At 61.7% G+C, this 17,172-nt stretch carries 16 protein-coding genes and 1 pseudogene; 10 read left to right on the top strand and 7 right to left on the bottom strand.

Going from position 1 to position 17,172, the window contains the following annotated elements; translation table 11 throughout:
- Positions 1–236: 236 nt before the first annotated feature.
- The 5 genes from C4J92_RS14355 (at position 237) to C4J92_RS14335 (ending at position 3,908) form a co-directional block, all read left to right on the top strand.
- On the top strand, positions 237–989 hold the full coding sequence (locus C4J92_RS14355) for a hypothetical protein (protein WP_124404321.1): 753 nt from the start codon (positions 237–239) through the stop codon (positions 987–989).
- A gap of 174 nt (positions 990–1,163) precedes the next feature.
- Positions 1,164–1,733: a DJ-1/PfpI family protein gene (locus tag C4J92_RS14350; protein WP_124404320.1), complete on the top strand. Its 570-nt coding sequence runs from the start codon at positions 1,164–1,166 to the stop codon at positions 1,731–1,733.
- A gap of 171 nt (positions 1,734–1,904) precedes the next feature.
- On the top strand, positions 1,905–3,026 hold the full coding sequence (locus C4J92_RS14345; protein WP_124404319.1) for an SMP-30/gluconolactonase/LRE family protein: 1,122 nt from the start codon (positions 1,905–1,907) through the stop codon (positions 3,024–3,026).
- Between the two features lie 44 nt (positions 3,027–3,070).
- Positions 3,071–3,580 (top strand): G/U mismatch-specific DNA glycosylase, encoded by a 510-nt coding sequence (mug, locus tag C4J92_RS14340; RefSeq protein WP_124404318.1) that lies wholly within the window; start codon positions 3,071–3,073, stop codon positions 3,578–3,580.
- Between the two features lie 130 nt (positions 3,581–3,710).
- On the top strand, positions 3,711–3,908 hold the full coding sequence (locus tag C4J92_RS14335; protein ID WP_124363016.1) for a hypothetical protein: 198 nt from the start codon (positions 3,711–3,713) through the stop codon (positions 3,906–3,908).
- Positions 3,909–3,948: 40 nt separating this feature from the next.
- Here the strand turns inward: C4J92_RS14335 and C4J92_RS14330 are convergent, their stop codons facing one another.
- Positions 3,949–4,266: a hypothetical protein gene (locus tag C4J92_RS14330; protein ID WP_372238348.1), complete on the bottom strand. Its 318-nt coding sequence runs from the start codon at positions 4,264–4,266 to the stop codon at positions 3,949–3,951.
- A gap of 155 nt (positions 4,267–4,421) precedes the next feature.
- Here C4J92_RS14330 and C4J92_RS14325 point away from each other — a divergent pair, with 155 nt between their 5' ends.
- The 3 genes from C4J92_RS14325 to C4J92_RS14310 all read left to right on the top strand — a co-directional run bounded on the left by C4J92_RS14325 (position 4,422) and on the right by C4J92_RS14310 (position 7,329).
- A complete protein-coding gene (locus tag C4J92_RS14325; protein ID WP_124367178.1) occupies positions 4,422–5,030 on the top strand; it encodes a LysE family translocator in 609 nt (202 codons plus the stop codon).
- A 364-nt stretch (positions 5,031–5,394) separates the two neighbouring features.
- Complete coding sequence (locus tag C4J92_RS14315) at positions 5,395–6,378, top strand: GlxA family transcriptional regulator (protein WP_124405809.1); 984 nt, start codon at positions 5,395–5,397, stop codon at positions 6,376–6,378.
- A 33-nt stretch (positions 6,379–6,411) separates the two neighbouring features.
- Positions 6,412–7,329 carry an ADP-ribosylglycohydrolase family protein gene (locus tag C4J92_RS14310; RefSeq protein ID WP_124404316.1) on the top strand — a complete coding sequence of 306 codons (918 nt, stop codon included), beginning with the start codon at positions 6,412–6,414 and terminating at the stop codon, positions 7,327–7,329.
- 23 nt (positions 7,330–7,352) lie between these two features.
- Here the strand turns inward: C4J92_RS14310 and C4J92_RS14305 are convergent, their stop codons facing one another.
- The 5 genes from C4J92_RS14305 to C4J92_RS14285 form a co-directional block, all read right to left on the bottom strand.
- Positions 7,353–8,600 carry an FAD-binding oxidoreductase gene (locus tag C4J92_RS14305; protein WP_124404315.1) on the bottom strand — a complete coding sequence of 416 codons (1,248 nt, stop codon included), beginning with the start codon at positions 8,598–8,600 and terminating at the stop codon, positions 7,353–7,355.
- Positions 8,601–8,603: 3 nt separating this feature from the next.
- Positions 8,604–10,175, bottom strand: coding sequence for an aldehyde dehydrogenase (NADP(+)) (locus C4J92_RS14300; protein ID WP_124404314.1), 1,572 nt, complete (start codon positions 10,173–10,175; stop codon positions 8,604–8,606).
- A 79-nt stretch (positions 10,176–10,254) separates the two neighbouring features.
- Complete coding sequence (locus C4J92_RS14295) at positions 10,255–11,202, bottom strand: dihydrodipicolinate synthase family protein (RefSeq protein ID WP_124404313.1); 948 nt, start codon at positions 11,200–11,202, stop codon at positions 10,255–10,257.
- Between the two features lie 37 nt (positions 11,203–11,239).
- Positions 11,240–12,166, bottom strand: a complete 927-nt coding sequence (locus C4J92_RS14290; RefSeq protein ID WP_124404312.1) for a 4-hydroxyproline epimerase — start codon at positions 12,164–12,166, stop codon at positions 11,240–11,242.
- Positions 12,167–12,177: 11 nt separating this feature from the next.
- Entirely contained in the window at positions 12,178–13,803 is a 1,626-nt protein-coding gene (locus C4J92_RS14285) for an APC family permease (protein ID WP_124404311.1), read from the bottom strand.
- Positions 13,804–13,990: 187 nt separating this feature from the next.
- On the opposite strand from C4J92_RS14285, the gene C4J92_RS14280 reads away from it, so the two are divergent.
- Complete coding sequence (locus tag C4J92_RS14280) at positions 13,991–14,761, top strand: AraC family transcriptional regulator (protein ID WP_124405808.1); 771 nt, start codon at positions 13,991–13,993, stop codon at positions 14,759–14,761.
- 59 nt (positions 14,762–14,820) lie between these two features.
- On the opposite strand, the pseudogene C4J92_RS27525 reads toward C4J92_RS14280, so the two are convergent.
- A pseudogene (locus tag C4J92_RS27525) lies at positions 14,821–14,916 on the bottom strand (N-acetyltransferase); the annotation flags it as partial.
- Positions 14,917–15,067: 151 nt separating this feature from the next.
- Between C4J92_RS27525 and treS the strand changes: the two are divergent.
- Positions 15,068–17,131, top strand: a complete 2,064-nt coding sequence (gene treS, locus C4J92_RS14275; protein WP_124404310.1) for a maltose alpha-D-glucosyltransferase — start codon at positions 15,068–15,070, stop codon at positions 17,129–17,131.
- Positions 17,132–17,172: the final 41 nt, after the last annotated feature.

The following is a 17,172-nucleotide window of genomic DNA, read 5'->3' as shown; positions in this document are numbered from 1 at the left end:
GGCTGATGGCGTTCGCCCCATCGCGCCTTCTCAGACTAGGCAGATGCCTACCCTGTGAGATCAAAGGGTAGGGTCAGCATCGGGTCCATACACAGGCAACCGCCTCGGCTAGCACGTGGCAGTTCAGTGTGCCACTGTAACGTTTATCTGGGGGCACGTGCATAATCATGCTAGCGCGACGTCACAGCTGTTCCGAAATGGGTACGCAATCAATCAAACAGGGAGTTAAGAGCTATATGAAAGAACCGAGCGATCCACAATCATTGTTAGTAACGGTCCACGAGCCTTTGTCGCTTGATTGGAATGAGGACAGATTGATTATCGAAAAAGCCGCGGGACAGCCTACGACGGCTGATGGGTACTATAATCATGCGGCCGCAATTCAGGCGCTGTTCGATACACTCACTTGGGACACGTCAGCGCAGCCGCAACACCCACAGAGGATAGGTCTGCTGCGAGACGTACACGATGAGCTGTACCCCATCGCTCACTTCGCGAAACTGTACTTCACATCTCCAAAAAATGTCGTCATCCAGTGGATCGACGGTAATCAGCAGCACGATGCAACAGTTAAATACACGGGAGAGGGATCAAATCAGTCGGATATATGTTATCTCGAAGTGACTACGCTTCAGGGTAAAGAAGATGCTGACCAACTTAAAGAACTTTCGAGGAATCCTGGCGTTGCAATTATGGTCAGCGAGACAGCCCAGGAGAAGCATGATAGAAAGATTGAGCAGCTAAAAATAATTCTGAAGAAAAAAGCAAAAATTGCTTATCCAGACAAAACCGCTTTACTTGTTTATACCGACGAGGACCGATTTCGTCAGTTTTATTTTGGATTACAACCGCCTCAGATTGATAAAAAATCAGATTACGAAGCAGTGCTTCGTGATTTTGAGCCATCGTTGGGCAATTTTCCCCACGTTTTCATTTTCAGCAAAAGCGAAATCTACTGCGCTTTGATCTCGGATTCTGGAAGTAAATAGGGCCTCAGTTTCGCAGAGACTACCAAGTCCTAAGACGGTCTTCCATTGACTGTGAGACCGTTCTCTTTTCGCCGATTTTCGGCTACTACGAGGGGCGGCTTCTGGCCGAGAGCACCCCTTGATGTATGTATGTGGTCGCCGTATGTTATCGGCATTCATGGAGGATTCTAACTGATGGCACGTGTGGGATTGATACTGACGCCCGGTTTTGCGGACTGGGAATACGCTTTCATCGCGGGAACCGCGTCTCCATTTTACGGGATCGATGTCAGGTTTTTCGCTTCTGCTATGGGGCAGTTTCGCTCGCAGGGTGGATTGGCTGTAACGGTCGATGGCAGTTTGCAGCACTGTCTGGATTGGAAACCGGACGTTGTTGTCGTGATTGGAGGAACGATTTGGGAAGGTGCAGAAGCACCTGATATTCGAGAGTTTCTCCATGCTAGTCGTTCAAGTGGAGCGATAATTGCCGGTATCTGTGGAGGAACGCTGGCACTTGCCAGGGCCGGCCTTCTCGACACCGTTCCTCATACCTCGAACAGCGCTGACTTTTTGCAACAGAATGCCGTAGGTTACGAGGGGCGCGCGCTCTATCGAAGCAGTCCAGCGGCGGTGGTTGCAGACTGCATCATAACTGCTCCAGGCCCTGCACCCGTTAGCTTCACTTGCGCAGTGTTCGAAGCTGCCGGGCTCTCTTCCGAGATCATCTCTCAATTCAGATCAATGTTGGCAGCGGAACATCGATGACTGCGTCAGGCGTGTCCCTCCATCCGCAGCGAGGGCAGGATATATAACGCTTGCGCGTTAAGCTCAAGGTAAACCCGCCTACGTCAGCGCTCAAGCAACAATCACTTGTACGATGTCCTACCACAAGGTATTACTTAGTCTCCAACAAAAATAAAACGACGGAGACCACTCATGGACTCAACCTTGTCCGCCACGCCTGAAACCCTTACCGGAGCAAAAGGCAATACCCGCCGCAGCTTTCTGAAAAAATCCCTCGCTGTTTCCGCCACGCTCGCCACCGTCGGCGGCGCCGCGCTGAGCCGATTCTCCGAGGCCGCCGAACCCTTAAGTCAGCGTTACCCTGATCCACTGGTTCACATCCTCGACGACAGTTTTCTCGAGCTACGCGTATTCAACGCCAGTGTTGAAAAGCTCGCCACCGGTATGCGCTGGGCCGAAGGGCCGGTGTGGGTCGGTGATGGCCGCTATTTGTTGGTCAGCGACATTCCCAATAATCGCATCATGCGCTGGGACGAAATCAGCGACACCTTCACTGTGTACCGCGAACATTCGAATTTCTCCAATGGCATGTGCCGGGATCGCCAGGGGCGTCTGATCGTCTGCGAAGGCTCGACCACCACCAGCGAAGGCCGCCGCATTACGCGCACCGAATACAATGGCACGATCACCGTGCTGGCCGACAGCTTCGACGGCAAGCGCTTCAATTCGCCCAACGACATCGTCTGCAAGAGTGACGGCTCGATCTGGTTCACTGACCCGCCATTCCAGACCGGCAACAACTACGAAGGGCACAAAATCACCCCGACCCAACCCCACGCCGTGTACCGCATCGATGGCGAGAGCCAAGCCGTCACGCGGGTGATAGACGACCTCAATGGCCCCAACGGCCTGTGCTTTTCTCCCGATGAAAAAACCCTGTACGTCGTCGAGGGTCGCGCCAAGCCTAATCGCCTGATCTGGGCGATTGCCGTGAAGGAAGACGGCACACTGGGCGAACGCCGCAAGCACATCGAGGGGCTGGACTATGCCGCAATCGACGGCATCAAATGCGATGAGGCGGGCAATCTGTGGTGCGGCTGGGGAGGCAATGGGGATCCCAAGGCTGACCTGGAAAAGCTCGATGGCGTGCGCGTGTTCAACCCGCAGGGCAAGGCCATCGGGCACATTTCGCTGCCAGAGCGCTGCCCGAATGTGTGCTTTGGGGGACGTGAGGGGAATCGGCTGTTCATGGCCAGTAGTCACTCGATCTACTCGCTGTTTGTGAATACTCGCGGGGCTACGTTTGCGCTGTAAACTCGATGGTCGTCTGGCGATAGCTCCGAATAAGGGTCATTGCGGTGAATGAAGGCCTGGAAGACATATTGGCCGAGCAGTTGGCGGTGGTGTTTTGCGGAATCAACCCCGGCATGACCGCTGCCGCCCAAGGCCATCACTTTGCGGGCCGAGGCAATCGCTTCTGGCGCACGCTGCATCTGGCCGGGTTTACGCCTGGGCAAGTGCCTGCGCAAAGTGATCGCACCCTGCTTCAGTACCAGTGCGGACTGACCGCCGTGGTCGAACGGCCAACGGCACGCGCCGATCAATTGTCCAGGCAGGAGTTCATCGCAGCGGCCGTGGCTTTCGAACAGAAGATCGCTCGTTATGCACCGCGCTATGTGGCGTTTCTCGGCAAGGCGGCGTATGCGGCGTTATCCGGGCAGCGCCAGGTGGAGTGGGGGCTGCAGAGCAGGACGTTCGGCAATGCCGCCGTATGGGTCTTGCCCAATCCCAGTGGGAGAAACCTGGCGTTCAGCCTGGAGCAACTGGTGGTTGCCTACCGGCAGCTCAGGCAGGTCGCATGCAGCTAAGGACGTGTTTGCGCCTACTCCCGGAATGCTGAGCCGACCACCATTCGTCTAACAGCCGGCACTCTGCCTGCCATCCCGTCTCTGAATATTAAGCGCGGATATCCCGAGCGTTTTTGAACGGAGAGCCAGCATGCACATCAATGAAAATGCCCCAGGAAACCTTTCCCAGCAGGCAGTGACCCGCAGCACGGACAACGAAACCGGGCACGATCCGAAGCGCGACGAAGATGGCATTCCGTTGCCGCCGGACGACGAGGCGCCTCTGGAGGAGGATATGTCCGATGTAGATGCGGCCGATTCGGTGGCGAGTGAACATCCGGATAACTAGCGGTTGATTTAAGTTTCTGAACCCGGACTGGCGGCTGGCCTCAACCAGCCGCTTCGGCTCTGCTGATCCGCTGCGCTTTGACTTCCTGTGCGTAGGCTTCAATACGTTGCTGCTGGACGGCTAACAGCGCGCATACCTTCTTAAGCATTGGCGCCTGATCACGGGCGTTGTCGGCGGCTGCCAGGGCCGTCAGCTCAACCACCGACCAGCCGATGACAGCGCTGGCATCTTCAAGGTCGTAGAACAATTCCTGCTGCGCGGTCCGGGGGCCGTCCAGATTCTCTATCACCGTGTCCACCGCATTATTCGTAGGCAAAGAAAAGCCCGCGATGGGGGAGCGGGCTAAAAGGGTGTTCATGTAGGAGCTGGGTTAACCTTAGGCCTGCGTCTGTGAAAGCTTTGTGAAACCCATGTCATCAAAGTGTATTCCTCGATCCAACACCAGCTGTATGGGGCGATAAACTGCGCAACCCTCTACTGTCGCAGGACATCAACCCGCTTGGATGCCGCGCCATGTTCATGTCTACCAGCCTTCTGTCAGCCTTTGTGCTGTTCGCCTTCGTCTCCTCGATCACGCCGGGCCCCAACAACACCATGTTGCTGGCCTCCGGCGTGAATTTCGGCTTCCGGCGTTCGATGCCTCATGCACTGGGTATCAGTATTGGCTTCATGGTGCTGGTGATTTGCGTGGGGTTGGGCCTGGGCGAAGTGTTCAAGCTGTTCCCCTGGGCGTACACGCTGTTGCGCTATGTCGGTGCTGCTTATCTGCTGTACCTGGCCTGGAAGATCGCCAACGCTGGCGGTATGGCGGACAGCACTGACGAACAGGGCAAGCCGATGACTTTTCTCGGCGCGGCGGCCTTCCAGTGGGTCAACCCCAAAGCGTGGATCATGGCGCTGGGCGCGATCACTACCTACACACCGGCCGAGGGTTACGTGACCAATGTGCTGGTGATTGCGCTGGTGTTTGCCGTGGTCAACTTGCCCAGTGTGTGTGTGTGGGTCGGCTGCGGCAGCGGCTTGCGCAGCGTATTGCGCGAACCGCGCTGGTTGAAGGTGTTCAATTGGACGATGGCGGGTCTGTTGGTGCTGTCGTTGTATCCGATGCTCGTTGTCGGGTGACAGCGCACTAGACCGGCGAGATGGTCGCCAGCAAGCCGATGCCGATGGTCAGCACCAGAAAACCGAACAGGAAAATAGCCATCTTGGTCATAAGGCCTCCGAAGGGAAGGGGGGGCGACAGGAATGTCGGGGTGGCGCCATTGTCCGCCTCGGACGGTTTTCGATACAGACCCAGATGGCGCGCAAAAAACCGTATCAGATTGCGTCGCAGCGGCTGAACCGGGGGGTTTGAAAGCCCCACGGTTTTTAAAGATCAGCGGCATGGATTGAGACAGGTACCCCATTTGCCCCTAAGATAGCGCCCATTGCATCAACAAGAAGAGTGGGCCAACCCTCGATGGAAAGACGCCAGTTCAGCGGTGGCATGAAGGGCAAGAACCTGCGCTACCTCAATGACAACCCCCGGCAGCCGGCTGCGGTCACCCGCATCGGCTTTTTGTTGCTCGAACACTTCTCCCTGCCTGCCTTCACCCAAACCCTCGACACCCTGGTCACCGCCAACCTGCTGCGCCCCGAGCTGTTCGCGACGCGCACGTTCGGTTGGGACGAGCGTGAGGTTATCAGCGACCTTGGGCTGGTCATCCGCCCCGATGCGCGCCTGGAACAGGCCGTGCTGGCGGAGCTGGACCTGCTGGTGATCTGTGGCGGGTTTCGCACCGAACTCAAGGCCAGTGAAGACTTCATTCAGATCCTGCGCGCCGCCGCCGAACACGGCATCGGGCTTGCCGGTTTGTGGAACGGTTCGTGGTTCCTCGGCCGCGCCGGATTGTTACAGGGCTACCGCTGCGCCATCCACCCGGAGCATCGCCCGGCACTCGCGGAGGTGTCCAAGGCGGCGCAGGTGACCAGCGAACCCTATGTGATCGACCGCGACCGCCTGACCGCTTCCAGCCCGTCGGGCGCCTTCCATATGGCCCTGGACTGGATCAAGAGCCTGCACGGCAAGGCGCTGGTCGAAGGCATCGAAGACATCCTCGCCTTCGAAGAGTCGCGCTACCGGCGTATCAAACCGACCGAAAACGTCTGCGTCAGCGCACCGCTGCGCGAAGTGGTCAAGTTGATGGACGCCAACCTCGAAGAACCCCTGGAACTCGACCAGCTCGCCGTTTACGCCGGCCGCTCGCGCCGCCAGCTGGAGCGCCTGTTCAAGGAACAACTGGGCACCACGCCGCAACGCTATTACATGGAATTGCGCGTCACCGAAGCGCGGCGCCTGTTGCAGCACACCGAGCTGTCGCAAGTCGATGTGCTGGTGGCGTGCGGGTTCGTGTCGCCGAGTCATTTCAGCAAGTGTTACAGCGCGTATTTCGGATATCGCCCCTCCAAGGAGAAGCGGCTGGTCAAGTAGCATGGGCGTTGCAAGGTTCTCTCAAGGAGTGTCATGGACATCACGCTTTTGGATCGTTATCGCGGCAGCTTGCTTGGATTGGCCTGTGGCGACGCAGTGGGCACCTCGGTTGAGTTCATGCCTCGCGGTACCTTTTCGCCCGTCACCGATATGGTAGGCGGCGGACCTTTCAACCTCCAGCCCGGCCAGTGGACTGACGACACCTCCATGGCGCTTTGCCTGGCGGAAAGCTTGCTGCGCAAGGGCGGTTTTGATGCGGCGGATCAAATGGGGCGTTATCTGAACTGGTGGAAGTGGGGCTACTTGAGCGCGACCGGTGAATGCTTCGACATCGGCATGACCGTTCGCGAAGCGCTGGCCTTATTTGAGGCCGATGGCGAGGCTTTCGCCGGGTCTACGGACCCGTATTCGGCCGGCAATGGTTCGATGATGCGACTCGCGCCCATAGTGCTGTTTTACTTTCCAGACCGGGCGGACATCCGTCGATTCAGCGCGCTCAGTTCGCGTACCACTCACGCAGCCCAAGAGGCGATCGACTGCAGCCTGTTGCTCGCTGAGGCCATCGGCAATGCCTTGAGTGGTGTGTCGAAGAACGAGGTGTTGCGTCTCGCAGGCACCGGATTGACTGCACCCAAGGTCATGGGAATCGCTCGGGGTGATTATCGCGATAAGGCAAAAGCATACATCGTGGGGTCCGGTTACGCAGTCGCCTCGCTAGAAGCGGCTTTCTGGTGTTTCGACCACACCGCGAGTTTCGCCGAAGCGGTGCTCGCAGCGGCAAACCTGGGGGACGACGCCGATACCACCGGCGCCATCGTGGGGCAGTTGGCCGGTGCGTATTATGGCGTCCAGGCTATCCCAATCGGCTGGCTGAATAAGCTCTACCTGCGCGACGACATCCAAGAGATCGCCGATGGCTTATTTGCTGCCTCTCCTAATCGATCGTTTTAAAACCACAGAACCGACTCGGGTTATCAGAACCGGTCCAGTCGATACGCTTGTAATCCAGGCACGGCCTCACCGTTTGCCAGTTCACTGATTCTTTCCGCCGTCACCGCCGCCTGGGTCAACCCCAAATGCTGATGACCGAACGCAAGCAACACCTTGCCATCGCACACCCGATCAATGATCGGCAATGAGTCGGGCAGCGACGGCCGGAAACCCATCCATGGCGTGGCTTCGTCGGCGTTCAAGGGCTGGCGAAACAGCCCGTTGGCCAAGCGATGCAACTGCCACGCCCGCTGCATGTTCGCCGGGCGTTGCAGGCCGGCGAATTCGACGGTGCCGGCCAGGCGCAGGCCGCCGGGCATGGGGGTCATGATGAATTTGCGCTCCAGCGAGGTGACGGCGAAGGGCAGGCGCGCGTGTTCGTGGGGCAGCATCAGGTGATAGCCGCGCTCGGTGTCCAGCGGCACGCGTTTGCCGGTGAGTGCGGCGGTCAGCGCCGCCGAGTGGGCGCCGCAGGCGATCAGGACCTGGCGCGCCGTGACTGGGCCTTGGTCGGTCAGCAGTGACACGCCGCTGCCGTCCACGCGGGCGTCCAGCACGCGCTGCTGCAGGAAGTCCACGCCCAGGGCTTTGGCCGCATCCACCAGGGCGCCAACCACCGTGTACGGGTCGAGAAAATGCCCCGTACCGGGGAAAAACAGACCGCCCTGTATGGCCTCGCTCAACTGCGGCGCCGCCGCGTGCACCGCTTCAGCCGACCAGAACGCCACCGGCACGCCTTGCGCCATCATGCGTTGCTGCAAGGCATCCAGCGCTGCGCGGGATTCGGCGCGCTCATACACCAGCAGCGAACCGTCTTCGCGTAATAACTGAGGTTGCCCGATGGACTGCAACAAGCGCTGCCACGCGCCGAGGCTGGCTTCGTTCAATGCACGAATACCGGCCACGCTGCGCCGGTAGGGCGCCGGCCGCAGGTTCAGCAGCAAGCGGATAAACCAGGGCAGGGCGCGGGGCAGGTAGGTCCAGTCCAGACGCAGCGGGCCCATGGGGTCCAGCAGCATGGCCGGCAGGCGCTTGAGGATTGACAGGTCGGCGATGGGAAACACTTGCTCGGTCGCCAGGTGCCCGGCATTGCCATAGGAGGCGCCCAGCCCGGGCGCCTGCGCGTCGATCACCCGCACCTGGCGCCCTTGTCGCGCCAATTGCACGGCACAGGCGATGCCGATGATGCCGGCGCCGACCACGACGATATCCGCTGAGTTGGGCGTGGCCATCGTCTACGCCTCTCTCTGGCCGTCGAGCAAGCGGCGCAACCGCAACGGGTTGCCCTGCTGCAGTGCGGCGGGCAGCAACGCGTCCGGGAAGTCCTGGTAGCACACTGGGCGCAGGAACCGCAGGATCGCCGCCGTACCCACCGAGGTGCTGCGCGCATCCGAGGTGGCCGGAAACGGCCCGCCATGCACCATGGCGTCGCACACTTCCACCCCCGTCGGCCAGCCGTTGACCAGCAGGCGACCGGCCTTGCGCTCCAGCACCGGCAGCAACGCCTGTGCCTGTGGCAGGTCAGGTTCATCCAGATGCAGGGTGGCGGTGAGTTGGCCTTCCAGGCGCTCAGACACCTGGCGCACCTGCTCGGCATCGCGGCATTCCACCACCAGCGAGGCCGCGCCGAAGACTTCGGCTTGCAAGTGTGGATTGCTCAGGAAGGCCTCGGCCTGGGTCACGAACAACTGGGCCTGGCCCTGGTTCGGTCCGCTCGCCGCTAAGCCCTGTGCGGCGCTTCGCGCATGCTGGGTCAGACTGGCTACGCCGCGTTCGTAGGCGTGGAAGATACCGGGGGTGAGCATGGTCTGCGCCGGGCAGCGCTGGAGCGCGTCGCTGGCGCTATGGATGAAGCGCTCCAGTGCGGCGCCCTGCACGGCGATCACCAGGCCTGGGTTGGTGCAGAACTGGCCGGCGCCTTGGGTCAGTGAGGCGACAAAGGCCTCGGCCAGCGCCGCGCCCCGGGCTTGCAGCGCGGCTGGAAACAGGTACACCGGGTTGATCGAACTCATTTCCGCATACACCGGGATCGGCTCGGGGCGTGCCTGGGCGGCCCGGCACAAGGCGATGCCGCCGCTGCGCGAACCGGTAAAGCCCACCGCCTTGATACGCGGGTCGGTCACCAGCGCGGTACCCACCTCATGCCCGGCGTCGTAGAGCAACGAAAACACCCCGTGTGGCAAGCCGCAGTGTTGCACCGCCTGGGCAATGGCGCGGCCCACCAGCTCACTGGTGCCGGGGTGGGCCGGGTGGGCCTTGACGATCACCGGGCAACCGGCAGCGAGCGCCGACGCGGTATCGCCGCCGGCCACCGAGAAAGCCAGGGGAAAGTTGCTGGCGCCAAACACCGCCACCGGGCCCAGGGGAATGTGGCGTTGGCGCAGGTCTGCGCGGGGCAAGGGCTGGCGCTCGGGTTGCGCGGGGTCCACCCGCACGTCCAGCCATTCGCCCAGGCGCACGGTGCGGGCAAAGGTGCGCAACTGCCCGCAGGTGCGGCCGCGTTCGCCCTGGATTCGGGCACGGGGCAGGCCGGTTTCAGCAATGGCGCGGTCGATCAGCGCATCGCCAAGGGCTTCGATGTTGTTGGCGATGGTCTCGAGAAACGTGGCACGGGCGGCCAGGGAAGTTTCGCGGTAAGCGTCAGCAGCGGACCACGCCAGCGCGCAAGCCTGTTCGACATGCTGGCTGTCGCCGCCGGCATAGGCGGGCTCCAGGGGCGTGTCGGTGGCGGGGTTAATGGCCCGGATCGCGTCGCGCGTGCCGCAAAGGGATTGCTGGCCGATCAGCATATTGCCCGTCAGAGTCATGGGATCATCCTGGAAAACACAAAGAGTAAGTAGACGCGAGACATTTGTGGCGAGGGAGCAAGCTCCCTCGCCACGAGGATCAATCGACGTTCTGCTCGGTCGACCAGTTGGCGTACCACTGGCGGAACAGCGCGTACTGCTGCTCGGCATAGTGGCGCTGCGCGTCGCTGAGCACGTCGGTTGCGTTGAAGTGCAGGGCATAGCCCTGGTCACCGTTGAGGACCATCAAGTGCTTGTAATACAGCACCAGGTCGCAGCCTTCATCGAACGACGATAGCACCGCCAGCGCCGCTTCCAGCTCCCGCGCCTGGCGACGCGCCTTGGCATCGCCCTTGGCGGCTTTTCTGCTCAGCGCCACCAGTTGCAGCACTTCCCGTGGCAATGCGTTGCCGATGCCGGTGATCGCGCCGGTGGCGTTGCAATTGACGAAGCCGTGCACTACCTGGGTATCGACGCCCACCATCAGGGTCACGTCATCGTCCTGGGAGGTGATGTTTTCCGCTGCGTAGCGCAGGTCGGCAGCGCCGCCGAATTCCTTGAAACCGATCAGGTTCGGGTGTTCGCGGCGCAGTTCGAAGAACAGCTCGGCGCGGGTGGCGAAACCGTAATACGGGCTGTTGTAGATCACCGCCGGCAGGTTCGGCGCTGCGTTGAGGATCGCCGCGAAGTGGGCCTTTTGTGCGGTGGCGGAAGCGCCACGGGACAGCACGCGCGGAATCACCATCAAGCCATGCGCGCCGACCTTGGCGGCATGCGCGGCGTGGGCCACGGCCTCGCGGCTGTTGACCGCACCGGTGCCGACGATCGTCGGTACGCCGGCGGCCACCAGGCGCGACACGCCTTCCTGGCGCTCGGCTTCGGTGAGCAGCGGCCAGTCGCCCATGGAGCCGCAATACACCACGGCGCTCATGCCGATATCGACCAGCTCGCGACCCTTGGCCACCAGGGCATCAAAGTCGGGTGTACGCGCCGGGGTGCAGGGCGTCATCAGGGCGGGCATGCAGCCGGTGAAGATGTTGTCGCTCATGGTGCTGACTCCTTGGTACTTGAGTAGGAAGAGGGGCTCAGATGCCCCAGGCAAAAGGGTCTTGCTCGTCGATCAGCAAGGTGCTGTCGGCAGTCATGTGGGCGCGGCCGGTGATGAACGGGCGTATGCGTTCGCCGTCCCATTCATAGTGGGCCTGGAATTGGCTGCCAGTGATGCTGGCCTGAACCCACGGTTCGCCGGGGCTGAGTGTGCCGTCGGCGGCCAGGCAGGCGAGCTTGGCGCTGGTGCCGGTGCCGCAAGGCGAGCGGTCATAGGCCTTGCCGGGGCACATCACGAAGTTGCGGCTGTCGGCATGGGCGTCATCGGCGAACAGTTCGATGTGGTCGATCAGCGCGCCGTCTGCGCCATGGATACCTTGGGCCTCAAGGGCCTTGAGCATGGCCCAGGTGTAGTCGGTGAGGGCGTCGACGTTGCTCATCTGCAACGCCTGGCCGTGGTCGGACACCAGGAAGAACCAGTTGCCGCCCCAGGCAATGTCACCCGTCACCACGCCATGACCGGGCACGTCCACCGCGACGTGCTGGCGATAGCGATAGGCGGGCACGTTGCGCAGCGTCACCGTGCCGTCGTCGTGCAGCGTAGCCGCCACCGGGCCAACCGGAGTGTCGAGGGTGTGCACGCCGGGCTCGATCAGCCCCAGGTAGTGCAGCGAGGCAACCAGGCCGATGGTGCCGTGGCCGCACATGCCGAGGTAGCCGGCGTTGTTGAAAAAGATCACGCCGCAGGTGGCGCCTGGGGTGACCGGCGCGCAATACAGCGCACCCACCAACACGTCGTTGCCGCGCGGTTCCAGCAGACAGGCGCGGCGCCATTGGTCGTGGTGGCTGCGCAGGTCGTCGAGTTGCTCGGCGACGGTGGCACCCGCCAGCGCCGGGAAGCCGCTCATGATCAGGCGCGTAGGTTCGCCGCCGGTGTGGGAGTCGATGACGTGCAGGCGTTTCATGCAAGGCTCCATCAGTGAGTGGCGGCAGAGAGGGGTGGGCTGTAGCGATCGTCACTGACGGCTTCGCTTTCATCGTCTTCGCTTTCCAGGCGCACCAGGTGGGCCGGTACGCCGGTGGCAGCGCCCCAGTAGTAAATGCCCAGGGCGCAGACCGCCACGACGACGGTGTCGAACGGGTGGCTGATAAGGCCGATGCCGCCGAAACTGCCGAGCTTGGAGAGCAGGATAGTCACCGCATAGAAACCGATCAGCCAGGCCGACGAGCGCACCTGTTGCTTGAGGTCCAGGTGCGCGGTGGGCACCCAGCGTGCGCACAGCAGGTACACCACGAACATCACGATCTGCAGGCCGAGCAACCACGACACCGTGCTCCAGCCCGACCAGTACACAATCAGCGCGGCGATGATGAACGACAGCGGGCCCAGTAGCGCCATGCCCTTGACCCGGAACGGGCGCGCCAACTGTGGTGCATTGCGGCGCAGCGCGGCAACGGTGACCGGCGCTACGGCGTAACTCAGGATCAGCGCGGCGGAGACCACGTTGATCAGCGCTTCCCAGGACGGGAAGGGCAGGGTCCAGAACACCGACAGGCCAAAGGTCAGCCACAGGGCCGGGCGCGGGATGCCGGATTTTTCATCGATGCGGGTGAAAATCTTGAAAAACGTGCCGGTCTGCGCCCAGCCATACACCACGCGCGGGGTGGCGTTCATGTAGATATTGCCGCAGCCGCTGGGGGAGATCACCGCATCGGCCACCACCAGGTAAGCCAGCCAGCCCACGCCGAGTGCCAGGGCGATGTCGCGGTAGGGCAGCGCCAATTCCTTGCTGATCCCGGCCCAGCCGTTAGCGAGCATCTCGGTGGGCACGCCACCCAGGAACGCGGTTTGCAGCAGCACGTAGATTGCCGTCGACAGCAGTACCGAAAGGATCAATGCAATCGGAATCGTACGTTGCGGGTTCTTCACTTCACTGGCCACCGAAATGATCGGCGTCAGCCCCAGGTAGGCGAAGATCACCCCGCCGGCCGACACCGCCATCTCGATGCCCGACAGCCCGAACGGCGCAAAGCCCTGCACCTGGAAATTCGCCGGCTTGAAAAAGGTGAACAACACGCCGATCACCAGCAGCGGCACGATGAACTTGAACACGCTCACCAGGTTATTGGCGATGGCGAAGGTCTTCACGCTGCGGTAGTTGAGGAGGAAGAACAGGCACAGTAAGGCGAACTGCACCAGCCAGCCCAGGGTGGTGGGGTCGCTGGAGCCGGCCTTGGTCAGCTCGGGAAACCACGCCCCAGCGTATTGGCGCGAGGCGACGACCTCGATCGCCACCAGGCTGGAAAACGCGATCAGCGTGATAAACCCCATCAGGTACCCCAGAAGCGGGCCATGGGAATACACCGGGTAACGCACCACGCCACCGGCACGGGGCAGGGCGGCGCCGAGTTCGCAGTACACAATGCCCAGCAGCAGCACGGCGAAGCCACCGATAAGCCAGGAGATAATCCCGGCGGGACCGGCGATTGCAGACACATGACTGGCGGCGAATAACCAACCCGAACCGAAGATGGCACCCAACCCGATAAAGGTGAGGTCCATCAATGACAGCTGTTTCTTGAACTTGCCTTGGCCTGACATAGCGGCGCCTTCTTGTGAGTTATTGGATAGGCATGCAGGGGCCCTATCGTGAGCCCGATAAACCCACGGCGATTGATGTTTTTTGTGGGGATGGATGACGAATTCAGCACAATCGCCGGCGCTCGACAGCGTCCCGGGCATGGGGCACTCTGCTCGGCGTCGGGGTCAGAAACGGGCGATGAATGTCATGGTGCAGAACATGCTTGCGAGTCTCTTGCAGGGCAGCCGCCCCCACAGCATCGAGCAACTGCTGACGGGCGCCGCGCAGCTGTTGCCGTTACTGGACGTGATCCCCAACGCGGCGATTTTCATCAAGGACATCGACGCCCGCTACGTGCTCGCCAACCGCACCCTGGTGCAGCGCTGCGGCCTGCGGCAGCTGCAACCGCTGCTGGGCAAGACCAGCGCCGAAGTGTTCCCCGCGCAACTGGGGCCGGGCTATACCGAGCAGGACCGACGGGTGCTGCAACAGGGTTTCGTCCTGCAAGATCAGCTTGAGCTGCACCTGTACGGCAGCCGCGAACCCGGCTGGTGCCTCACGCACAAATGGCCGTTGTATAGCGATAGCGGCACGATCATCGGCCTGGCCGGCATCTCGGTCGACCTGCAGTCGGCCAGCGAAACCCACCCCGCCTACCAGCGCCTGGCGGCAGTGGACGCGCATATCCGCGCGCACTTCAACCGCCGTGTCACCCTCGGTGAGCTGACGCGCATTGCGGGCATTTCCGTGGCGCAGCTGGAGCGCTACTGCAAGCGCGTGTTCCACCTCACGCCCCGGCAGATGATCCAGAAGGTGCGGCTCGAACATGCCCACCGATTGCTGCATACCGCGCTGCCAATCACCGACGTGGCGTTGCAGTGCGGGTACACCGACCACAGCGCGTTTACCCGGCAGTTCAAGGCGTCGACGGGGTTCACGCCGAGGCAGTATCGGCAAGCGACGCAAGACTTGATATAGCTGCTATCCACTGTGGGAGGGGGCAAGCCCTAATGCCAGTCAGTTAAGGCGACACCGAACCTGTGGCGAGGGAGCTTGCTCCCGCTGGACTGCGCAGCAGTCCCATTGTTTGGGGCCGCTTCGCGCCCCAGCGGGAGCAAGCTCCCTCGCCACAAGTTAGTTCTCGCTCCTGCTATTTCTTAACTGACTGGCATTAGGGCTTGCCCCCCCCTCCCACAGTGGAATCTGCATCTCAATGCAACGAATCGCCCCGCGCGTCGCTCCTATGCGTACGAGTAACCTTTCACGACTACAGGTATCAGGCTTATGACGGCGGCGGACAACGATCATGTGAATTGGCTGGTGCAAGGCTCCATGCTGCACGCGGCGCGCCAGCGGGCCAAACTCTATTCGGGGCAGGGGCGGATGTGGCAGCAGCCCTTTGCGCAAACCCGGCCGCGTGATGCGTCAGCCCTGTCATCGGTGTGGTTCACGGCGTATCCGGCATCGATCGTGACCCGCGAAGACGGCACGGTGCTGGAAGCGCTGGGCGACGAAACCCTGTGGCATGTGCTGTCGAAGATCGGCATCCAGGGCATTCACAACGGGCCGTTGAAGAAATCCGGCGGCTTGTCCGGTACCGAACATACGCCGACCATCGACGGCAACTTCGACCGCATCAGCTTCGACATCGACCCGCAGCTGGGCACCGAGGCGCAGTTGCAGGCGCTGACACGCATGGCCGCCGCGCACAACGCGGTGATCATCGACGACGTGATCCCCTCGCATACCGGCAAAGGCGCGGATTTTCGCCTGGCGGAAATGGCCTATGAAGACTACCCCGGCCTGTATCACATGGTCGAAATCCGCGAAGAAGACTGGCCGTTGCTGCCGGACGTCGCCGAAGGCCGCGACGCGCAGAACCTAAGCCCACCGCAGGTGGATGCGCTGCGCGACAAGCACTACATCGTCGGCCAATTGCAGCGGGTGATTTTCTTCGAGCCCGGCGTCAAGGAAACCGACTGGAGCGCCACGCCGGTGGTGGTGGGCGTCGACGGCAAGCCGCGCCGCTGGGTGTACCTGCATTACTTCAAGGAAGGGCAGCCGTCGCTGAACTGGCTCGATCCATCCTTCGCCGCCCAGCAGATGATCATCGGCGACGCGCTGCACGCTATCGACGTGATGGGCGCGAAGATCCTGCGCCTCGACGCCAACGGCTTCCTCGGCGTGGAGCGCAAGCTCGACGGCAGCGCCTGGTCGGAAAGCCACCCGCTGTCGATCACCGGCAACCAGTTGCTGGGTGGGGCGATCCGCAAGGCCGGCGGTTTCAGTTTCCAGGAACTCAACCTCACCGTGGACGATATTGCGTCCATGTCCCATGGCGGCGCCGACCTGTCCTATGACTTCATCACCCGGCCGGCCTACCAGCACGCGTTGCTGATGGGCGACACTGAATTCCTGCGCCTGATGCTGCGCCAGATGCACAGCCTCGGCATCGACCCTGGCTCGCTGATCCACGCGCTGCAAAACCACGATGAACTGACCCTGGAGCTGGTGCACTTCTGGACGTTGCATGCCCATGACAGCTTTATGTTCCAGGGCCAGACCTTTCCCGGCAACATCCTGCGCGAGCATATCCGCGAGCAGATGTACGAACGCCTGACCGGTGAACACGCGCCGTATAACCTCAAATTCGTCACCAACGGTGTGTCCTGTACCACCGCCAGCATCATTACCGCCGCCCTCGGCATTCGTGACCTGGAGGCCATCACCGCAGCCGATATCCAGCAGATTCGCCAGATTCATTTGCTGCTGGTGATGTACAACGCCATGCAGCCTGGGGTGTTTGCGCTATCGGGTTGGGACCTGGTGGGCGCGCTGCCGTTGGCCGCCGAAGAAGTCGCGCATCTGATGGCCGATGGTGACACGCGCTGGATCCATCGTGGCGCCTACGACCTGGTCGACCTCAACCCCGACGCCGAGCTGTCGGCCGGGCAGATGCCGCGCTCCAGAAGCCTGTATGGCAGCTTGAACAGCCAGTTGCAGGACCCGGACTCATTCGCCTCGCAGCTACAGAAAATCCTCGGCGTGCGCCGCGCTTACGACATCGCCGCCAGCCGCCAGATTCTGATCCCGGATGTGGAGCACCCAGGCCTGCTGGTCATGGTTCACGAATTGCCGGCAGGCAAGGGCACGCAGATCACCGCGCTGAACTTCGGCGCCACGCCGATCACCGAATCCCTGCACCTGCCCAACATCGCACCGGGTCCGGTGGTGGACATCATCAATGAGCGTGTGGAAGGGGACCTGACGGAAGAGGGGACGTTCACGATTACGCTGGATGCGTATGAAGGGCTGGCGTTGCGCGTGGTGAGCAGTACGCCGATGTAAGAAGGCTGACCGGCCGGACTGAACGGCGCTCAGCGTCGTTC

The sequence above is a fragment of the Pseudomonas sp. R3-18-08 genome, from assembly GCF_003852065.1.
Classification (GTDB): domain Bacteria; phylum Pseudomonadota; class Gammaproteobacteria; order Pseudomonadales; family Pseudomonadaceae; genus Aquipseudomonas.
Note: the sequence above shows the minus strand (reverse complement) of the source record. Positions and strands in the feature narration are given on the sequence as shown.

Bases quoted from the DNA above. Each gene is read 5' to 3' on its own strand.
- C4J92_RS14355 (WP_124404321.1), top strand. From the start codon at position 237: ATGAAAGAACCGAGCGATCCACAATCATTGTTAGTAACGGTCCACGAG.
- C4J92_RS14350 (WP_124404320.1), top strand. From the start codon at position 1,164: ATGGCACGTGTGGGATTGATACTGACGCCCGGTTTTGCGGACTGGGAA.
- C4J92_RS14345 (WP_124404319.1), top strand. From the start codon at position 1,905: ATGGACTCAACCTTGTCCGCCACGCCTGAAACCCTTACCGGAGCAAAA.
- C4J92_RS14335 (WP_124363016.1), top strand. From the start codon at position 3,711: ATGCACATCAATGAAAATGCCCCAGGAAACCTTTCCCAGCAGGCAGTG.
- C4J92_RS14330 (WP_372238348.1), bottom strand. From the start codon at position 4,266: ATGAACACCCTTTTAGCCCGCTCCCCCATCGCGGGCTTTTCTTTGCCT.
- C4J92_RS14325 (WP_124367178.1), top strand. From the start codon at position 4,422: ATGTTCATGTCTACCAGCCTTCTGTCAGCCTTTGTGCTGTTCGCCTTC.
- C4J92_RS14315 (WP_124405809.1), top strand. From the start codon at position 5,395: ATGAAGGGCAAGAACCTGCGCTACCTCAATGACAACCCCCGGCAGCCG.
- C4J92_RS14310 (WP_124404316.1), top strand. From the start codon at position 6,412: ATGGACATCACGCTTTTGGATCGTTATCGCGGCAGCTTGCTTGGATTG.
- C4J92_RS14305 (WP_124404315.1), bottom strand. From the start codon at position 8,600: ATGGCCACGCCCAACTCAGCGGATATCGTCGTGGTCGGCGCCGGCATC.
- C4J92_RS14300 (WP_124404314.1), bottom strand. From the start codon at position 10,175: ATGACTCTGACGGGCAATATGCTGATCGGCCAGCAATCCCTTTGCGGC.
- C4J92_RS14295 (WP_124404313.1), bottom strand. From the start codon at position 11,202: ATGAGCGACAACATCTTCACCGGCTGCATGCCCGCCCTGATGACGCCC.
- C4J92_RS14290 (WP_124404312.1), bottom strand. From the start codon at position 12,166: ATGAAACGCCTGCACGTCATCGACTCCCACACCGGCGGCGAACCTACG.
- C4J92_RS14285 (WP_124404311.1), bottom strand. From the start codon at position 13,803: ATGTCAGGCCAAGGCAAGTTCAAGAAACAGCTGTCATTGATGGACCTC.
- C4J92_RS14280 (WP_124405808.1), top strand. From the start codon at position 13,991: ATGGTGCAGAACATGCTTGCGAGTCTCTTGCAGGGCAGCCGCCCCCAC.
- treS (WP_124404310.1), top strand. From the start codon at position 15,068: ATGACGGCGGCGGACAACGATCATGTGAATTGGCTGGTGCAAGGCTCC.